At 49.3% G+C, this 17,179-nt stretch carries 18 protein-coding genes and 1 pseudogene; 10 read left to right on the top strand and 9 right to left on the bottom strand.

Annotated elements, in window-relative coordinates; genetic code table 11:
• Positions 1-12: 12 nt before the first annotated feature.
• From roxA to OGX86_RS05335, 8 genes and pseudogenes are all read right to left on the bottom strand, one after another.
• Entirely contained in the window at positions 13-1,134 is a 1,122-nt protein-coding gene (roxA, locus tag OGX86_RS05300; protein WP_003030786.1) for a [50S ribosomal protein L16]-arginine 3-hydroxylase, read from the bottom strand.
• A gap of 92 nt (positions 1,135-1,226) precedes the next feature.
• A complete protein-coding gene (gene phoQ / locus OGX86_RS05305) occupies positions 1,227-2,690 on the bottom strand; it encodes a two-component system sensor histidine kinase PhoQ (RefSeq protein WP_048226883.1) in 1,464 nt (487 codons plus the stop codon).
• Positions 2,690-3,361 carry a two-component system response regulator PhoP gene (phoP, locus tag OGX86_RS05310; protein ID WP_003846709.1) on the bottom strand — a complete coding sequence of 224 codons (672 nt, stop codon included), beginning with the start codon at positions 3,359-3,361 and terminating at the stop codon, positions 2,690-2,692. The genes phoQ and phoP overlap by 1 nt, the downstream gene beginning before the upstream one ends.
• 73 nt (positions 3,362-3,434) lie before the next feature.
• Positions 3,435-4,721, bottom strand: coding sequence for a site-specific integrase (locus OGX86_RS05315; RefSeq protein ID WP_044700610.1), 1,287 nt, complete (start codon positions 4,719-4,721; stop codon positions 3,435-3,437).
• Positions 4,721-4,936, bottom strand: a complete 216-nt coding sequence (gene xisR, locus OGX86_RS05320; protein ID WP_032943036.1) for an excisionase family protein — start codon at positions 4,934-4,936, stop codon at positions 4,721-4,723. Before xisR ends, OGX86_RS05315 begins: the two co-directional genes overlap by 1 nt.
• A gap of 66 nt (positions 4,937-5,002) precedes the next feature.
• The gene (locus tag OGX86_RS05325) at positions 5,003-7,474 is read right to left on the bottom strand and encodes a 3'-5' exonuclease (RefSeq protein ID WP_052946585.1); all 2,472 of its coding nucleotides are present in this window, start codon (positions 7,472-7,474) and stop codon (positions 5,003-5,005) included.
• Between the two features lie 141 nt (positions 7,475-7,615).
• A complete protein-coding gene (locus OGX86_RS05330) occupies positions 7,616-7,954 on the bottom strand; it encodes an RrF2 family transcriptional regulator (RefSeq protein WP_224776500.1) in 339 nt (112 codons plus the stop codon).
• 45 nt (positions 7,955-7,999) lie between these two features.
• Positions 8,000-8,143, bottom strand: a pseudogene (locus OGX86_RS05335) (hypothetical protein); the annotation flags it as partial.
• 334 nt (positions 8,144-8,477) lie between these two features.
• On the opposite strand from OGX86_RS05335, the gene OGX86_RS05340 reads away from it, so the two are divergent.
• The 8 genes from OGX86_RS05340 (at position 8,478) to arsC (ending at position 15,083) form a co-directional block, all read left to right on the top strand.
• The gene (locus OGX86_RS05340) at positions 8,478-9,032 is read left to right on the top strand and encodes a toxin YdaT family protein (protein ID WP_044700607.1); all 555 of its coding nucleotides are present in this window, start codon (positions 8,478-8,480) and stop codon (positions 9,030-9,032) included.
• A 48-nt stretch (positions 9,033-9,080) separates the two neighbouring features.
• A complete protein-coding gene (locus tag OGX86_RS05345) occupies positions 9,081-10,196 on the top strand; it encodes a DnaT-like ssDNA-binding domain-containing protein (RefSeq protein WP_286639500.1) in 1,116 nt (371 codons plus the stop codon).
• A complete protein-coding gene (locus tag OGX86_RS05350; RefSeq protein ID WP_122984015.1) occupies positions 10,108-10,653 on the top strand; it encodes a replication protein P in 546 nt (181 codons plus the stop codon). Before OGX86_RS05345 ends, OGX86_RS05350 begins: the two co-directional genes overlap by 89 nt.
• A gap of 123 nt (positions 10,654-10,776) precedes the next feature.
• Complete coding sequence (gene arsR / locus OGX86_RS05355; RefSeq protein ID WP_044700602.1) at positions 10,777-11,130, top strand: As(III)-sensing metalloregulatory transcriptional repressor ArsR; 354 nt, start codon at positions 10,777-10,779, stop codon at positions 11,128-11,130.
• Between the two features lie 47 nt (positions 11,131-11,177).
• Positions 11,178-11,540: an arsenite efflux transporter metallochaperone ArsD gene (gene arsD, locus OGX86_RS05360; protein WP_038641374.1), complete on the top strand. Its 363-nt coding sequence runs from the start codon at positions 11,178-11,180 to the stop codon at positions 11,538-11,540.
• A gap of 17 nt (positions 11,541-11,557) precedes the next feature.
• Positions 11,558-13,309 carry an arsenite efflux transporter ATPase subunit ArsA gene (gene arsA / locus OGX86_RS05365; RefSeq protein ID WP_044700601.1) on the top strand — a complete coding sequence of 584 codons (1,752 nt, stop codon included), beginning with the start codon at positions 11,558-11,560 and terminating at the stop codon, positions 13,307-13,309.
• Positions 13,310-13,355: 46 nt separating this feature from the next.
• On the top strand, positions 13,356-14,645 hold the full coding sequence (gene arsB / locus OGX86_RS05370) for an arsenite efflux transporter membrane subunit ArsB (RefSeq protein WP_038641369.1): 1,290 nt from the start codon (positions 13,356-13,358) through the stop codon (positions 14,643-14,645).
• Between the two features lie 12 nt (positions 14,646-14,657).
• Positions 14,658-15,083, top strand: a complete 426-nt coding sequence (gene arsC / locus OGX86_RS05375) for a glutaredoxin-dependent arsenate reductase (RefSeq protein WP_038641366.1) — start codon at positions 14,658-14,660, stop codon at positions 15,081-15,083.
• Positions 15,084-15,150: 67 nt separating this feature from the next.
• Here the strand turns inward: arsC and OGX86_RS05380 are convergent, their stop codons facing one another.
• Positions 15,151-15,447, bottom strand: coding sequence for an ArsR/SmtB family transcription factor (locus OGX86_RS05380; RefSeq protein WP_038641364.1), 297 nt, complete (start codon positions 15,445-15,447; stop codon positions 15,151-15,153).
• A gap of 100 nt (positions 15,448-15,547) precedes the next feature.
• Between OGX86_RS05380 and OGX86_RS05385 the strand changes: the two genes are divergently transcribed.
• The gene (locus OGX86_RS05385; RefSeq protein ID WP_044700597.1) at positions 15,548-16,639 is read left to right on the top strand and encodes a permease; all 1,092 of its coding nucleotides are present in this window, start codon (positions 15,548-15,550) and stop codon (positions 16,637-16,639) included.
• Between the two features lie 286 nt (positions 16,640-16,925).
• Positions 16,926-17,159 (top strand): DinI family protein, encoded by a 234-nt coding sequence (locus tag OGX86_RS05390; RefSeq protein WP_044700595.1) that lies wholly within the window; start codon positions 16,926-16,928, stop codon positions 17,157-17,159.
• Positions 17,160-17,179: the final 20 nt, after the last annotated feature.

The raw sequence follows: 17,179 nt of genomic DNA on the forward strand, positions 1-17,179 counted from the left end.
GCACAGTCCGCATTACCCTTCGAAGAACCAGTACCCGCTGTTGACCAGCGCGGCAAGCATGGCAAGGAAAGAAGGATCTTCCAGCGCATCCTCAAAGTTCTCAGCCGTCAGCACAATATGACTGGCCAGCGCTTCCAGCGCAGGACGATGCGGCGAATCAATTTTCTCACCGTTAGCGTAGACGTCATCGCCAATGCGCAATACGCGCAACCCGCCCAGACGCACTAACACATCACCTTGTTTCAGGGCATCATAAATTTCGTCTGGCTGATACGGTGGCTCCGGCGGGGCAATATCCAGCTCATGACGAGACTGAGAGATAAATTCGCCAAACCACTGCTGGAAATGTTCTGGCTGATTAATCAGGCCCAGCATCATTTCGCGCAGCTTATCCATCTCCTGCGGCAGAACATCTGCCGGATGATCGCGCGGTGGCAGGTCCGGATCGCTGTAATAGGTGCTGCCCAGTTCGCGTTGTAAAACGTAATCGGCGAACCCGCTGATCAGCTCGCGAGTGTTTGGCGCGCGGAAACCAACCGAATAGTTCATCGCGTTTTCTAACGCATAGCCTTCGTGCGGGAATCCCGGTGGAATGTACAGGATATCGCCGGGTTCCAGCTCTTCATCAATGATGGCTTCGAACGGGTCGACCTGAAGAAGATCCGGGTGAGGGCAGTGCTGCTTCAACTGCAGCTTTTCGCCTACGCGCCAGCGACGACGACCGGTTCCCTGAATGATAAATACATCGTACTGATCCAGGTGCGGGCCAACGCCGCCGCCGGGTACAGAGAAAGAAATCATTAGATCGTCGATACGCCAGTCCGGTAATTCACGGAACGGGCGCATCAGCGCGGCGGTAGGTTCGTGCCAGTGGTTGACCGCCTGCACCAGCAGAGACCAGTTGTTCTCGCCAAGATGGTCGTAGCTTTCGAAGGGACCGTGGCTAACCTGCCATTTACCATCCTGATGGCTGACGAGTCGGCTGTCGACTTCGCTTTCCATTGCCAGTCCAGCCAGTTCGTCAGGAGAAAGAGGATCAATAAAGTTATTAAACCCGCGTTTTAAGACCACTGGGCGTTTCTGCCAGTGGCGTTCAAGAAAATCGGGCCAATTAAGTGTGAGTTGGTATTCCATAGTGAGCATCCCGCAGGCTGGTATCTGCAACCGATTATAACGGATACTTAACCTCAAGCGTGAAGTCAGTACATATTTATTACATGCGACGATTACTCGTCTTTCTGGCCCGGCTGCTGGCGACCAAAAATAACTTCCATGCGCGCACCACCCAGCAGGCTATCACCAGCAATAATCTGCCCGTCATACTGTTCGGTGATTTCTCGCGCCACCGCCAGACCGACGCCTTGTCCGGGACGTAGTGTATCTACGCGCTGTCCGCGGTCAAACACCACTTCCCGTTTGCTTTGCGGAATACCAGGACCATCGTCTTCAACCAGAATATGCAGCTGATCCTCAGACAGTTGCGCCGAAATCTCGACAAACTCCAGACAATATTTACAGGCGTTATCCAAGACGTTGCCCAACACCTCGACAAAGTCATTCTGTTCGCCCACAAAGCTGATCTCAGGTGAGATATCGAGATTAATGTTGACCCCTTTACGCTGATACACCTTATTCAGCGCCGAGATGAGCTTATCCAGCAACGGCGCGACCGGGTGCAGCTCGCGGCTGAGTAGGGCACTGCTGCCACGCATACTGGCGCGATGCAGGTAATAGCCTATCTGTTGGGAAATACGGCTGATTTGTTCCAGCATGATAGGCTCTGCGTCGCTGACGTTCATCTTTTCGTTACGCATTGAGCGCAACGTACTTTGCAGTACCGCCAGTGGCGTTTTCAGGCTATGGGTGAGATCGGTTAACGTGGTGCGGTATTTATCGTAGCGCTCACGTTCGCTTTTTAAAAGTCGATTGAGATTACGAACCAGGCTGGTCAATTCGCGTGTGGTGGCGGGATTTAGCATCTCACGATGATGTTCCTCAAGCTCACGGACTTCACGCGCCAGCGACTCAATCGGCCGCAAGCTCCACCAGGCGGCCGCCCATAACAGCGGAATGACCAGCAACAGATTGGCGACCAGGACATAAATAAACCAGCTCCAGACCATATACGAGCGCTTTAGCTCTATAGGAATGGTGTCGACAACCACAATGGTCAGTTGCGGCATTCTGGCTGTGGCGGGGTAGACGTTCACCGCCACGGAGTGGGTCATTTCGGCGTCGTCATCATCTTCTCTGACTTCTTTTAACTGCTGCTGAGCGGAGTGATCTTCGCCCAGTAAAGTGCTGGTGGCGTCTACATTGGCTTCAATTTCATGAAAACCGTTCGTTTTTAGCCAGTCCGGTTGGATACTTTTCGTCAGCCAGGGAACATTGCGCTGAGCCCACAACAACTCACCGCTTTCGTTATAGATCAGCGACATTGTTGGGCTTTGCATATCGAGATTTTCAGGCAACTCGACGTTTATCTTGCCGTTTTCCCACTTTGCCAGGGTATAAAACAGATTACTTTCACCCCGCAGCAGGCGAAACGTTGTCTTATCAAAGCTGACGCTGTAGCCCACCAGAGCAACCATGCCGTAGGCCAGCGAGAGCACCAACACCACGCCCGCAGTTGCCAGTAAAAAGCGCAACCGCAGCGATAGCGGGAAAAAATGACGCAATAGTTTATTCATTAGCGCAGTTCAAAAAGATATCCCTGACCACGCACGGTGGTGATGACGTCGTCCGGATATTGCGCCTGAATTTTCTTACGCAGACGTCCCATTAGAACATCAATGGTGTGACTTTCGCGCAGCTCGGCATCCGGGTAAAGCTGCAGCATGAGCGAATCTTTACTGACCACTTTGCCATTATTACGGATGAGCGTTTCCATAATGGTGTATTCAAACGCAGTGAGCTTGATAACTTCATCATTGACGGATAACTCGCGTCGAGAGAGGTCCACCTGAAAAGGCGGAAGGGAGATAATTTGCGATGCCAGACCGCTGTTGCGGCGCATCAGTGCCTGCATGCGCGCAGCCACTTCTTCGATGTGAAACGGTTTGGTGACGTAATCGTCAGCACCGGCGCTGAGGACTTCCACTTTATCCTGCCAGCCTTCGCGTGCGGTTAATACCAGAATCGGCAGCGAAACCTCATTACTGCGCCAGCGGCGGATCAGCGACAAACCATCTTCATCGGGGAGTCCTAAATCAACGATCGCGATATCCGGCAGATGTTCATTCAGATAATAGTCCGCTTCCTTCGCATCTTCTGCATCATCCACCTGATGCCCTAGATCCTGCAACTGAACCTTGAGGTGGTGGCGTAATAAAGCATTATCCTCGACAACCAGTACGCGCATCATCGTTTCTCCCTAAAATAATGGTATGAATAGTTTAACGCTGATTATGTGGATTGAAAGCAGCGCTATGAAATTAAATAACTTTTCTCATGCTCCCCTGCCCGTGGGGGCGCCCTGGGGGCAGTGCCGTTGGCATCTGATTGTTCAGCATGTTGACCTGATCCTGGTTCATGTCGCCAATCCACTTGGAGTAAACCTCGTACACCATGCGCGCATCTTCATGTCCCATCTGACTCGCTATGAATGACGGGTTCGCTCCGGCCATCAACGTCCAGCATGCGTAGGTATGCCGTGACTGATAAGGATTCCTTTCGCGGATATTTGCAAGTTTAGTGCCTCGCTTCCAGCCATAGGCAATCGAGTTCTTGGAGAAGTAACTGCCTTTTTTTGACGAATATGCTGTTGGTGAAAAAACGAAGCGAAGAGATTGCTGCTCAGTTTTTCCGATCTCCCGATGGTGAAATCGAATTTCTTGCTTCGGATTAGCGCCGGTGACTTCGTATTGTTCCTTCAGTGCATCCAGAGCAGGTTTAAGCAACGTTATCGTCCTTATTCCGGCATCTGTCTTAGGGGGTACAAATACTCGCTTATTCGTCAAACTTCTGGATACGTGGATTTCACCTTTTACCAAATCAATGTCTTCCCATGCCAGGGCGCATATCTCGCCCGGCCTCATCCCCGTATGTACGGCAACAATAATGATTAATGCCTGGCTACGGGGAAGGGCGGCTATCAGTGCCTGGTACTCATGAAGTAAAAGTGGGTCGGGATCATTTTTAGATAACTTGAGTCGCGACACTCCTTCATAAGGAGCATGCAATATAAACTGGCTTCGGTTTGCGAGCTTAAGCATTTCTGATAAAACTGCCATCTGTTTATTGACTGTTGAGGGCGCGCGGCCCTGCCTGGTCAGATTCGGCATTGCCGGGTTAATAATTGTCCCGGTCAATAACTCCTTTCGGTAATGCAAAATATCGGCATGCTCAATATCTACCAGACGGGTATTTTCTCCGACTACACGCAGTAACGTATTTACGACCGAAGTAAGCGATAGCAGTGTTGCACCAGATACCTCTAAGGCTTTGGTGTCTGTAAAAAAATCACTTAGTTCTTTAAACGTGGTAATTTTTTTGGTTGTGATGAACTTCTTAAGCGCTTTGGATTCCGGGAAACGTTCCGCATAGTCGAACTTACCGAGCTGTATTTCACTTGTTATGAGCGCACGAAGATTTCCAGCTTTTTTGATGTTGCTGCTGTTCACCGTCCAGCCGCGAAGGACTTCGCGGCAACGTTTGCCGCGATAGGTAAATGTGATCCGTATTTTTCCATTATGCAGCTCAACGCCGGTTGGAAAGTCCATCATGCATCCTGTACTAATTGGTTAATCTTTGGATAGTTGTACCAAAGCAGACCTTTAGAATTGTCAGTTTCCCCGAGAGCTGTCAGATGTTTGAAATGCACGCCTTCGATCCACAAATTCAACCGATAACTTTTAATTTGTCTTTCCGACAAGCCGGTCTTTTCTGTTAGTCGCGCTTCAACCATCCACTCTTCGCTGAAAATGAGTTGCGACATACATAACTCCGATGCCGCCAGCTACAACAGTACATGCTGTAGCTGGCTGTAAGTGAAAACCTAAAATCAGTTTTTTGTCAGGCGCTGCCAGATTGCAGATACGTATTTGACCTGATGCCGGGCGTCAGAAAGCGCATTGTGCATGCCGCCTTCAAATGGGATGTCGAAGCGCGGGTTGATACCGACAGATTTACCCAGTTCAACCATGGTCCTTACGTCCCTGTCATTCCAGAACGGAACAGCGAAGGGAGTCTCTGTTAATGCATATGCGCGGCGGAGAATGACGTTATCAAACGAGCATCCATTACCCCACAGCTGAACAGTGTGACTACCGTTAGCAGCATTTTCAGCAATGAAGTCAGCCAGTAGTTCAAGGGTTTCACGCAGCCCCATGGCCTCATCAACCAGAATTGCAGAGCGGGCTTCAGATGATTGTTTCAACCACCACTGAATTGTTGACGCATCCGGTTTCATGCCAAACGACATCGATGATTCAAGACTGACAACCTGGTAAAATTCGGCACCAGTGTTACCAGTTGAAGGATCAAAATATACGGCGCCGATAGAGACTATTGGTGCATCAGGACCGCTGCCCATAGTTTCCAAATCAACCATCAGGTGAGTATAAAAAGCGTTCAGGTGATCCGTATCTATATGGTGAACGGGTTCATTATTCAGGGACGCTTGAGGCTCACCAGTTGCATCAGTGCTTTCAACTGGCAAAGCTGCTGCTTCGCCCTGAGGCACATCAGGATTGGCTTTGATTTCGCTGTTGTCAGTTTTTTCCATCTGCACATCGTTGGTGGTTTCCTCGGTATTGGCTTGATGTAATTTTTCTTCGACGGCGCGCTGGCGTACCTGGTCTACGACAGAAAGCGCTGGCGCCGGCTGGTTACCCATCAGGCCATCAATGGAGAAAACACCGTTGCCCATGTTGGCGATTTCTGGTTGCTCGGCTATTGCCTTCTGTTCAGCTGTGGACTTCTCTTTAATCTCGTTTTCCCAGCTTTTTTCTGGTACGTGACCGGCTGCCGCCAGGGTTTCTTCAGTTGGGTGCTGGTGGTCGGTTTCAGTCAGGTTTTTGTTGATGTAACGGCTCAGCAGTTCCGGGAAATGGTGAGTGTTTTCTTCTGCACTACGAATAAGCGCGAAAATAGCTGCGCGGGAATAATCCAGGATGCCAGCGCGTTTGCGCAGGGCGGCGGACCACTCTTTGAACGGACTTTCGTTTTTAGAAATGATCTCTTTTGCACGACGGAAAACGCCACCAGGAATATCGTAGATGTTGAAATCCATTGGAAGTGTGGCCAGCGCAATATCAATGTCCAGAGTATCCAGCGTGTGGACAAGTTGCGGGTTGCGATCGGTCTTATTGCCTCCACCAGCGTTGGTTCCGGAGTCAGTGCGCTGAATCTGCGACACACGATTGCCCTTACACCACTCTTTAACCAGCAGCCCACGGTCAATGTGTTCAGTGTTGAACCAGGCCTTAAAGAACTGAATGACGGTGACCAGTTCAACTCGTTTTCCATCAACCGGAAAAACGGTTTTCAGCGCGCTGACAATCTTCCAGATATCGATCTCTGGCGCTTTCCTGAATGGTTCTACATTCTCGGCGGCAAGCAGCAGGTTCTGCACATAGCTGTTATCCACATCCAGTTCGAGTTCCTGAATAGTTTTCTTCTGCTCAGTATCAATATGGTAAGCATATTCTTCAGAAATAAACTGAGCTAAGAGGCGCTGGCGTAGCGGCAGAGTCGCAACGGTAATAAGCTCTGGCGTTACAGGTGGAGTGTCATGTTCATCACCCGCAACTCGTGCTTTCTTATTATTAACCCACTCCTGAACGATAAGATCCCGCTTTTCTGGTTCTTCAATCCATTCGGTAATAAATTGCTCAAATGAAGCAACGGTATAGACCTGCTCACGGTCAAAAACTTCTTTTATTGCATTTGCCAGCTTCCACTCAACATGAGCAGAAAGCTCTTTCACCGCCGGCACATTCGCAACGGCCAGTAACAGGTTTTGTACATAGAGATCATTTTCGTCCAGTACCATTTGTCCGATCTGGATGTGCTGCGCTTCACTGATTTCCTTCTCTTCAGTGTCATTGACCAGGTGCGCAATCAGTCGCTGAGACAGGCGCAGGCGAGATATGGGGCGGAGCAACGTTGGTGCATCGCTGGTGGGTACATTGGCACTGGTAGTTTCAGGTTTTTGCTGGCAGGAAGTCTCCTGATTCTCATGATCAGGCTTCTGTTTCAGTTGCCACGTTTGCTGATCTTCTGCCAGTTCGTAACGATCGCACCATGTGTCATCAAGTGTGCTTTCCTCAGGAAGATCGTCAACAACAAACCAGTTGGTGCGGACAGGTAATTGATAGTCGGCGCCACGACCGACGGCAATATCGTTGTCTTCGAGAATATTGAGGATTTCGCGTTCTGCACGGGAATCTGATTTCGCAGAGAACCAGCAAAACAGGTTTTTTGCCTCAGTTGCTTTCGCTTTGGCTTTAATAAGATACGCATACGTTAACATTGCGTTCGGGCTCCATTGGATTGTAAGATACCCGGCAACTGATGATCGCCGCCTAAGGTAGTGGTTATTGGTCAAAACTCGTTCCGGAAAGCTTTGGTCGGCTGACCGGGTACTTAACCCGCCTTGCGCGGGTTTTGTGCTTTATGGGGTAGGGGATTTTCCCTGCACCAACTGTGCGACGGGGACCCACTCCAGAGCATTCAGCACGGGCTCAAATGAATCAGGCGTGTGAGTAACGGCGCGAACGACGTCAGCCACGCTGGGGTTTGCTTTGCTAAGGTGGTACCCGCCACCAGCGCCACGCTGGCTGGTGACGATTTCACTTCTGCGCAGCTTCGAGAAAATCTGCTCGAGGTAAGACACAGACAGCTTTGATTCTTTACTGATAGATGCGACGGAAACAGGGCTGCCGTTGTAAATCCTGTTGAGGATGGCAACCACCTGAACAGATGCCACCACACGTTTCATTCCAAATTCCATAGTCACTTCCTTACTGATGCTGGCAACAGCCATTGGTCAAACTCGTTATGAACGAACTGCAGTCTGTTGGTCGGCAGACGGGTCGCCCTTCTGGGCGAGCATGTAGCAAATCAGTCGAATGATTACTTCAATGCGATTTAGATGTACGGCCTGACACCGCACTGGTTTACGCGCAAAATCAATCATTTTGGTTTCCTTGTTTTACCGGTCATTTCTCCATTTCAGGCTCGGTGATAAGCTGGTATTTCCCATCTAGCCAGCAAGGACATAAAACTGGCCGCTCGACCAATAAGTGTTTTTTGGTTCAAGAACCGCGCACAGTATGATTCCTGTAAAGAAGTTCTGACCGATTCGTGGGTATTACCTGATGACTATCGGGACTGGCTCATCCGTTTCAATCAAATGATTGAGCGTTACGAACGTAGCGGTACCGGAATGCAGATTGATTGTGGAGAAGCTTAACGAGTTAGGGCGCACCTGCTCTCTTGATAGTGTATTTCCGCCACAAAGCGAGGTCTGAAAGATGCAATCAGTAGCTTATTCCCATAATAAACCACGAGTAGCCGCTGCGGTGAAATCGCAAAATCAATTTAAACCCCAGCGACGTGACAGTATCCAGCACCGTGCCATATTGGCCGCCGTTCGTGAATGGGAATCGACATTACCAGGACAGGCACAGGAACGGATCGCTCAGCTGGTGGCTGAAGAGTGGGCCAAAGCAGATGGCCGCGGAATCGCTGTTAATAAACAGAATTTATTCCGATATCTGAAAAATGAAGGGGGGTCAGAAAAGTACACGGCTTACGTTATGCAGCTGTCAGACTCAATCATTGCTGCTATGCCAGTTCAGATTGCCAGGAAGCACGGGTTAAGTAATGCGAGCACAGAAGCGGAGCTGGTGGCGAACGCTATCAAAGAGTGCAGTGAGGCACACCATGCGAAATTAATTGGCGCTCCATTACAAAAGCTCGAGAAGGAAATTCGTGAGGCGGCAATCGCATTGTTCAACATGCTACCTGCTGACGCGGCGGGACCACTACTGGCGAGTATAAGCGCCGTAGCGCCGCAATTGTTTTAATCGAGTTTTGACCTATGACCATTATTACTGCAACTCGCGGGGTGAAGTATGCCTAATCCTTTGGCTAAGGCCATGCCTAAGAGTAAGGCTAGTAACGAGCCTTACCGTAAGGTGAAGATCACCATGTGGGATGATCCTAAGTTTCGAGCCTTATCACCACTCCCGCCAAGTGGGCAGAGTCTGTTTATTTACCTGCTTACAGGTCCATTCACAGGGATTATTCCCGGGCTTTATAAGGCGGGAAGGGCGGCTATGGCCGAAGAATTAAACTGGGATGTCGAAGCCTTCGACTTAGCCTTAGGTGAAGCCATAGCGTTAGGTATGGTGGAAGCCGATCTTAAAGCCAGAGTTTTTTGGTTGCCTAATGCGGTGAAACATAATCCGCCAGCATCAGTAAACGTGATCAAATCCTGGGCAAGATCGTTTGAATTACTGCCCGAATGTTCACTGAAAGATAAAGCTTATGAAGCTCTCAAAGTCGCCTGCTACGGGGTTTCTGACGCTATGGGGATGGCTTTTGATAAGGCTTTCGCCTTGCCTAAGGATAAGGCTAAGTCTTTGGCTAAACCTTTGCCATCAGGTATCCAGAAAGCAGTTAGCAGTAAACAGATCTTAACCCCCTCTCTTAACGCGGGCGCGATGAAAAATCCGAATGGGGAGGAACTGCCATCCCCGTCCATGCCCCGGTACCTGGACGGTGTTGATGAACCGATCGGGAAATTCAGCATGGCAGATAGCTGGCTTCCCTCCAGAGACTTCCGACAGCGCGCCGCATCGTGGGGTATCTCCCTGCCTGAACCAGATTACCTTCTGACTGAACTCGCAGAATTCACCGCGTATTGGGAGTCGGAAGGGAAAGTTTTTACTCAAATCCAGTGGGAACAAAAATTTGCCCGACATGTAGCCCGGGTGAGAACGCAGGTAAAACCAGAAACCGGAGGTAACAGTCATGTGGGAGCAGGATCAGAACCAACAGCATCCCGGGCAGTTCAGCAAATTCAGTCAGCACACGCAGAGTGGCGCCGCAGGAATGGACTTGATGGCGACGGAAACAGCCTGGCGACTGTGGCAGGTCATGGGGGAGGTGTATTCGAACCGATGGACCCAGAAGAACGGGGCGGAGCCTTCGCCTATCTGGATAGCCCAGATAGGTTCGATGACTGAACAGCAAATTCGGCTGGTCTGTCAGCAATGCATGGAGCGCTGCGCGATGGGAAATACATGGCCGCCTGACCTGGCTGAGTTTGTTTCTCTGGTTTCAGAGAGTGGTGCGAATCCATTCGGACTGAAATCGGAGCAGGTTATGACGGAATACCGGCGCTGGCGCAATGAGTCATATCGGTATTCAGGAAGCGATAAATATCCATGGCCTCAGCCCGTGCTGTATCACATCTGCATTGAAATGCGGAGAACGGGCGTAGAACGACAAATGACAGAGGGGGAGCTGAAACGACTGGCAGAAAAGTTACTCACGAAGTGGTCGAAGCATGTTGGTAATGGACTAAGTGTCCCACCAATTCGACGTCAACTGGAAGCGCCGCGCCATCCGGCAGGACCAACGCCAGCACAATTACTGATAGATGAATACAGGCGTCGAAAAGCGGCAGGATTAACAAATTGAATAATGAACAATCAGTAAATCTGATATTAAAACCACATAGCCATCATATTCGAATTTTCGAATGTGATGGTTGACGACACTCAACTATTGCAGGAAACTACGGAGAGAATTCAGGAGACTAAAATGGCTGAACTAACTTCTCTACAACTCTTCAAAAACCTTTCCGATGAAACTCGGCTGGGCATCGTATTGCTGCTTAGAGAAATGGGAGAGCTATGCGTGTGCGATCTCTGTACGGCGCTGGATCAGTCGCAGCCCAAGATCTCCCGTCATCTGGCAATGCTCCGGGAAAGTGGATTATTACTGGATCGCAAGCAGGGCAAGTGGGTTCACTACCGCTTATCTCCGCATATTCCGTCATGGGCTGCTCAGGTAATTGAGCAGGCTTGGTTAAGCCAACAGGACGACGTACAGGCCATCGCCCGTAAGCTGGCATCGGCAAACTGCTCTGGTAGCGGTAAGGCTGTTTGCATCTAAAAAATTTGCCTGAACATATATGATTTTTCGAATGTGAGGTATTCAGAATGAAGACGTTAACGGTGTTTGACCCGGCAATGTGCTGCAGTACCGGCGTATGTGGCTCAGATGTCGATCAGGTTCTGGTTGATTTCTCTGCTGATGTGCAGTGGCTGAAAGGACGTGGCGTACAGGTTGAACGTTATAACCTGGCGCAGCAGCCCATGAGCTTTGTTCATAATGAGAAAGCGAAAGTATTCCTCGAAGCATCTGGAGCAGAAGGGCTTCCGCTACTGCTGTTGGACGGTGAAACGGTGATGGCTGGGCGATACCCAAAACGCGCTGAGCTGGCTCGCTGGTTCGGTATTCCGCTGGAGAAGGTAGGGTTAGCTCCCACCAGCTGCTGTGGTGGTAATACTTCCTGTTGCTGAATATGTCAGGAGGACATATGAAATTCTTAGAGAATATCCCGCCTTACCTGTTTTTTACTGGCAAGGGTGGCGTAGGAAAAACGTCCATTTCCTGCGCGACGGCTATCCGCCTTGCCGAACAAGGTAAGCGGGTTTTGCTGGTCAGTACAGATCCAGCCTCCAATGTCGGTCAGGTATTCGACCAGGCTATCGGTAACACCATTCGCTCTGTGACAGCAGTTACTGAACTTTCCGCTCTGGAGATTGACCCTCAGGAAGCCGCCCAACAATACCGCTCCAGAATCGTTGATCCTATCAAAGGTCTTCTGCCTGAAGACGTTGTTAACAGTATCAGCGAGCAGCTTTCAGGAGCCTGTACGACTGAGATTGCGGCGTTTGATGAGTTCACCGGCTTATTGACAGACGCTTCCCTGCTGACCCGCTTCGATCACATCATTTTTGATACAGCGCCGACGGGCCACACGATTCGCCTTCTCCAGCTTCCCGGTGCCTGGAGTAGTTTCATTGAAAGTAATCCGGATGGTGCTTCCTGTCTTGGCCCAATGGCCGGGCTGGAAAAGCAGCGTGAGCAGTATGCTCATGCGGTAGAGGCGTTGTCCGATCCTGAACGTACCCGCCTGGTTCTGGTTGCACGACTGCAAAAATCTACGCTGCAGGAAGTAGCCCGCACCCATGAAGAACTGGCCGCAATTGGCCTGAAAAACCAGTACCTGGTTATTAATGGTGTGCTGCCTAAAGCCGAAGCTGAACATGACGCGCTGGCTGCTGCGATATGGCAACGGGAGCAGGAAGCACTGGCAAATCTTCCTGCTGGTTTATCTGAGCTACCGAGAGATACCTTATTACTCCAGCCAGTAAATATGGTTGGTGTGTCTGCGTTGAAGGGGCTGCTGGATACCCGTTTTGATGCATTACCGCTCCCGGTACCGAACGTCCTGTACACGCCTGAAAACTTATCGCTCTCTGACCTGGTCGATGATATCGCCCGCAGTGAACATGGCCTGATTATGTTGATGGGCAAAGGTGGTGTAGGGAAAACCACGATGGCTGCTGCTATCGCCGTAAGGCTGGCAGACATGGGATATGACGTGCATCTCACCACCTCTGATCCCGCTGCGCACCTGAGTACAACGCTGAACGGCAGCCTCAAAAACCTGCAGGTCAGCCGCATCAACCCTCACGATGAAACCGAACGCTATCGCCAGCATGTTCTTGAGACGAAGGGAAAAGATCTGGACGAAGCAGGGAAACGGCTATTGGAAGAAGATTTACGTTCTCCCTGTACTGAAGAAATTGCCGTGTTCCAGGCTTTTTCCCGAGTGATTCGTGAAGCAGGTAAGCGGTTTGTTGTCATGGATACAGCTCCCACTGGGCACACGCTGTTGTTGCTGGATGCTACCGGGGCTTACCACCGAGAGATTGCCAAAAAAATGGGGGAGAAAGGTCATTTTACTACCCCAATGATGCAGCTTCAGGACCCGGAACGAACCAAAGTTCTGCTGGTCACTCTGCCTGAAACCACACCGGTACTGGAAGCGGCAAGCCTACAGGCTGACCTTGAAAGAGCGGGGATTCATCCATGGGGCTGGATTATCAATAACAGCCTTTCCATCGCGGATACGCGTTCTCCGTTGCTTTGCCAGCGCGCTCAGCAGGAACAGCCTCAGATTGAGGCTGTTAAGAATCAGCACGCTGACCATATAGCGCTCGTTCCGGTACTGGCTTCTGAGCCAACAGGTATTGAAAAACTCAGAGAGTTGGCGAGTTAATTTTTTGTTTATACAGGGCGGCAGATCCGCCCTGTCAGGAGGGTGTATGTTACTGGCAGGCGCTATTTTTGTCCTGACCATTGTCTTGGTTATCTGTCAACCGAAAGGATTAGGGATCGGCTGGAGTGCAACGCTGGGCGCGGGCCTGGCTTTGATTTCTGGCGTTGTGCATATAGGCGATATTCCGGTGGTGTGGAATATCGTCTGGAACGCGACAGCGACCTTTATTGCGGTGATTATCATCAGCCTGCTGCTCGATGAATCAGGCTTTTTCGAATGGGCGGCATTGCATGTTTCACGCTGGGGTAACGGTCGTGGCCGTTTGCTCTTTACCTATATCGTCCTGCTCGGCGCAGCGGTGGCGGCACTGTTTGCCAACGATGGTGCGGCACTTATTTTGACACCAATCGTTATTGCTATGCTGCTGGCATTAGGATTCAGCAAAGGTACCACGCTGGCATTCGTCATGGCAGCCGGGTTTATTGCCGATACTGCCAGCCTGCCGCTTATCGTGTCGAACCTGGTGAATATTGTTTCGGCGGACTTCTTTGGTCTGGGATTCACCGAATATGCATCGGTGATGGTACCGGTCGATATCGCCGCCATTATTGCCACACTAATTATGCTGCATCTGTTTTTCCGCAAGGACATCCCGCCAACTTACGATCTGGCCCTCCTAAAGAAACCAACAGAGGCAATAAAAGATACGGCTACATTCCGCACTGGCTGGATAGTTCTGATTCTCCTGCTTGTTGGTTTCTTCGTCCTCGAGCCGCTCGGTATTCCCGTTAGTGCGATTGCAGCGGTTGGGGCGATAATTCTGTTTGCAGTGGCGAAACGAGGCCATGCCATTAACACTGGTAAAGTGCTACATGGTGCACCCTGGCAGATCGTCATCTTCTCATTGGGGATGTACCTGGTAGTTTACGGTCTGCGCAACGCAGGGCTAACCGAATATCTTTCAGGTGTTCTGAACGTGCTGGCTGATAAAGGACTCTGGGCCGCGACGCTGGGTACTGGCTTCCTGACGGCTTTCCTGTCTTCCATCATGAACAACATGCCTACCGTGCTGGTTGGCGCTCTTTCTATTGATGGCAGTACCGCAACCGGCGTCATCAAAGAGGCGATGATTTATGCCAACGTGATTGGCTGCGATCTGGGGCCGAAAATCACACCTATTGGTAGCCTGGCAACGCTGCTCTGGCTACATGTACTTTCACAGAAGAATATGACCATCACGTGGGGATACTATTTCCGCACCGGGATTATCATGACTCTGCCTGTGCTGTTTGTAACGCTGGCAGCGCTGGCGCTACGTCTCTCTTTCACTTTGTAATGAGATACTGATATGAGCAACATCACCATTTATCACAATCCTGCCTGCGGCACGTCGCGTAACACGCTTGAGATGATCCGCAACAGCGGTAATGAGCCGACCGTTATTCTTTACCTTGAGACTCCACCTTCACGCGATGAGCTGGTCAAACTCATTGCTGATATGGGCATTTCCGTCCGGGCGTTACTACGTAAGAACGTCGAGCCATATGAGGAACTGGGTCTTGCCGAAGATAAATTTACTGACGACCAGTTAATTAACTTTATGTTGCAGCATCCGATCCTGATTAATCGCCCCATCGTTGTAACACCGCTGGGAACCAAACTGTGCCGTCCTTCTGAAGTTGTTCTGGATATCCTTCCTGATGCTCAGAAAGGGGCTTTCGCCAAGGAAGATGGCGAGAAAGTCGTTGATGATGCAGGCAAAAAATTGAAATAAGCGACAGGAGAGCCGCCTGTTATTTAGGCGGCTCCTTTATCAAATAAAAACAATGGATTGCCTCGATTTAAATCTTTGGACTGTTGATGCAACATTCTTCGCGTAGAAAATCAATAATCGACTCTAACTTGTCATATTGAGAAACGCAGATTAAGGAGCGGCTTTCGCGATTTTGTTTGACCAGACCTACGGAAACAAGAGCGGATATATGATGACTCAGTGTTGAAGATGGAATCGCAAGTTGTTTTTGTAGATCACCTACAGGTAAACCTTGTTCACCGGCTTTAACAAGGTGTTTGAAAATAAACAAACGTGTTGGATGTCCTAATTCTTTCATAGCTTTAGCTACTTCTTCTAGTTGCATGGTACCTTCCTCATCTATTGATATTTCGATAATACCAGAAATATGTTGATCTAACCTCAATAATTCGATTATTCTAGAAATATGGTTTATAGGGGGGTTCATGAATAGCTGGATTTCTATGTTTACTAACGCGGCAGAGATGTTCTTGTTTCTTGCTGTCGAGTTGTCTGCGCTTTTTTTTCTGATTAGTGCGGGTGTTAGCCTTATCAGGCAAAAAATTCCGGACCAAAAGATTCAAAGAATGTTAGGGGCGAGAAAGGGGAGAGGTTACATACTTGCATCGCTGTTAGGAGCTGTAACACCGTTTTGCAGCTGCTCTACAATTCCCATGTTACGCGGACTGTTATCAGCAAAAGCAGGCTTCGGTCCAACACTTACATTCTTGTTTGTTTCACCTCTGCTTAACCCGATAATCATTGGTCTGATGTGGGTTACTTTTGGTTGGAAAGTTACCCTGCTATACGCTGTTATAGCTGCAACAGTTTCCGTACTGGCAAGTATTTTGTTAGATGTGCTTGGTTTTGACCGACATATTGTCGAAACATCAAAACCGCTGGCTAGCTGTTGTGGTGTTAGCAGTGGAAAAACTCCTGAAACTAAACTACAGAGTGTTTCAGCTTGCTGTTCTGTATCAAATCAACAGGACATAGGGGCTAATAGTTGTTCTAAACCACAAGAAACGTTTAAGAGTTTCTCAGCATTTCGGGGCACAAATTGTGAATTGAGCTGCGAGACGGGCCAAACAAATAAACAATTCTTCCCGAAAAGTGTAGTAAGAGAGCCTGGTGCGATACGACTGGCATTTCAGGATGCCTGGACTCAATTTAAAGATGTATTACCTTATCTGATGTTAGGTATTGTTATAGGGTCGTTTATCTACGGTTTTATACCTGCAGAGTGGATTGCTGCTCATGCTGGGAATGATAATCCGTTTGCGATTCCACTAAGTGCAATTATTGGAATACCGTTGTATATACGTGCTGAGGCAGTAATTCCGTTGGCATCAGTCTTGATGGATAAAGGCATGGGAACGGGAGCAGTAATGGCTCTGATTATTGGTAGCGCAGGAGCTAGTCTGACGGAAGTAATACTGCTTAAATCAATGTTCAAAACACCCTTGATTGCTGCATTTCTGACCGTTATTTTGGGCATGGCGATTATTATGGGATACCTGACACAGTTGTTATTTTGATTGGGTATGTTAGACAGAACCTGAAAAAGTTGCAGGGGGAGACGAGCATATGAAAGTTGCGCAATCAATCCCAATCAAAGCAGTTATCCAAATTTAAGGACGTTGATATCTCAATACTTACAATGGTGTCAAAACAACAAGTCCTCATTGGATTGAACCCGCTTCGGCGGGTTTTTTTTGCATCTCATTTATAGGCTAAGGTTAACAATTTGTGCTCTTAAGTCATTGATCATTTCAATGTATCGGTGTACTGTACAAATATACAGTATATGCAGTGGAGGCTAATATGAAAGTTGAACTCACCATTGATCGTACTAAAGAACTTCCAAAGGGAGCAGTGCCGGCGCTGGAGAAAGAGTTACTTAAAAGGTTGGGTAATCAGTATGAGAACTGCAGCCTGAGCATACGTCGTACAGGCTCTGATGGCTTAAGTGTTCTTGGTGGTGACAAGGAAGATAAAAAGAAAATAGAGACTATCCTCCAGGAAACCTGGGAAAGTGCTGACGACTGGTTTTATTAATTATTTTGGGTGTTACTTTT

The organism is Citrobacter sp. Cpo040 (assembly GCF_030332915.1).
GTDB lineage: Bacteria > Pseudomonadota > Gammaproteobacteria > Enterobacterales > Enterobacteriaceae > Citrobacter > Citrobacter portucalensis.

Bases quoted from the DNA above. Each gene is read 5' to 3' on its own strand.
- phoP (WP_003846709.1), bottom strand. From the start codon at position 3,361: ATGCGCGTACTGGTTGTCGAGGATAATGCTTTATTACGCCACCACCTC.
- OGX86_RS05385 (WP_044700597.1), top strand. From the start codon at position 15,548: ATGAATAGCTGGATTTCTATGTTTACTAACGCGGCAGAGATGTTCTTG.
- OGX86_RS05380 (WP_038641364.1), bottom strand. From the start codon at position 15,447: ATGCAACTAGAAGAAGTAGCTAAAGCTATGAAAGAATTAGGACATCCA.
- OGX86_RS05390 (WP_044700595.1), top strand. From the start codon at position 16,926: ATGAAAGTTGAACTCACCATTGATCGTACTAAAGAACTTCCAAAGGGA.
- arsB (WP_038641369.1), top strand. From the start codon at position 13,356: ATGTTACTGGCAGGCGCTATTTTTGTCCTGACCATTGTCTTGGTTATC.
- roxA (WP_003030786.1), bottom strand. From the start codon at position 1,134: ATGGAATACCAACTCACACTTAATTGGCCCGATTTTCTTGAACGCCAC.
- arsC (WP_038641366.1), top strand. From the start codon at position 14,658: ATGAGCAACATCACCATTTATCACAATCCTGCCTGCGGCACGTCGCGT.
- phoQ (WP_048226883.1), bottom strand. From the start codon at position 2,690: ATGAATAAACTATTGCGTCATTTTTTCCCGCTATCGCTGCGGTTGCGC.
- OGX86_RS05330 (WP_224776500.1), bottom strand. From the start codon at position 7,954: ATGGAATTTGGAATGAAACGTGTGGTGGCATCTGTTCAGGTGGTTGCC.
- arsR (WP_044700602.1), top strand. From the start codon at position 10,777: ATGGCTGAACTAACTTCTCTACAACTCTTCAAAAACCTTTCCGATGAA.
- OGX86_RS05325 (WP_052946585.1), bottom strand. From the start codon at position 7,474: ATGTTAACGTATGCGTATCTTATTAAAGCCAAAGCGAAAGCAACTGAG.
- OGX86_RS05345 (WP_286639500.1), top strand. From the start codon at position 9,081: ATGCCTAATCCTTTGGCTAAGGCCATGCCTAAGAGTAAGGCTAGTAAC.
- OGX86_RS05340 (WP_044700607.1), top strand. From the start codon at position 8,478: ATGCAATCAGTAGCTTATTCCCATAATAAACCACGAGTAGCCGCTGCG.
- xisR (WP_032943036.1), bottom strand. From the start codon at position 4,936: ATGTCGCAACTCATTTTCAGCGAAGAGTGGATGGTTGAAGCGCGACTA.
- arsD (WP_038641374.1), top strand. From the start codon at position 11,178: ATGAAGACGTTAACGGTGTTTGACCCGGCAATGTGCTGCAGTACCGGC.
- OGX86_RS05350 (WP_122984015.1), top strand. From the start codon at position 10,108: ATGGGGGAGGTGTATTCGAACCGATGGACCCAGAAGAACGGGGCGGAG.
- arsA (WP_044700601.1), top strand. From the start codon at position 11,558: ATGAAATTCTTAGAGAATATCCCGCCTTACCTGTTTTTTACTGGCAAG.
- OGX86_RS05315 (WP_044700610.1), bottom strand. From the start codon at position 4,721: ATGGACTTTCCAACCGGCGTTGAGCTGCATAATGGAAAAATACGGATC.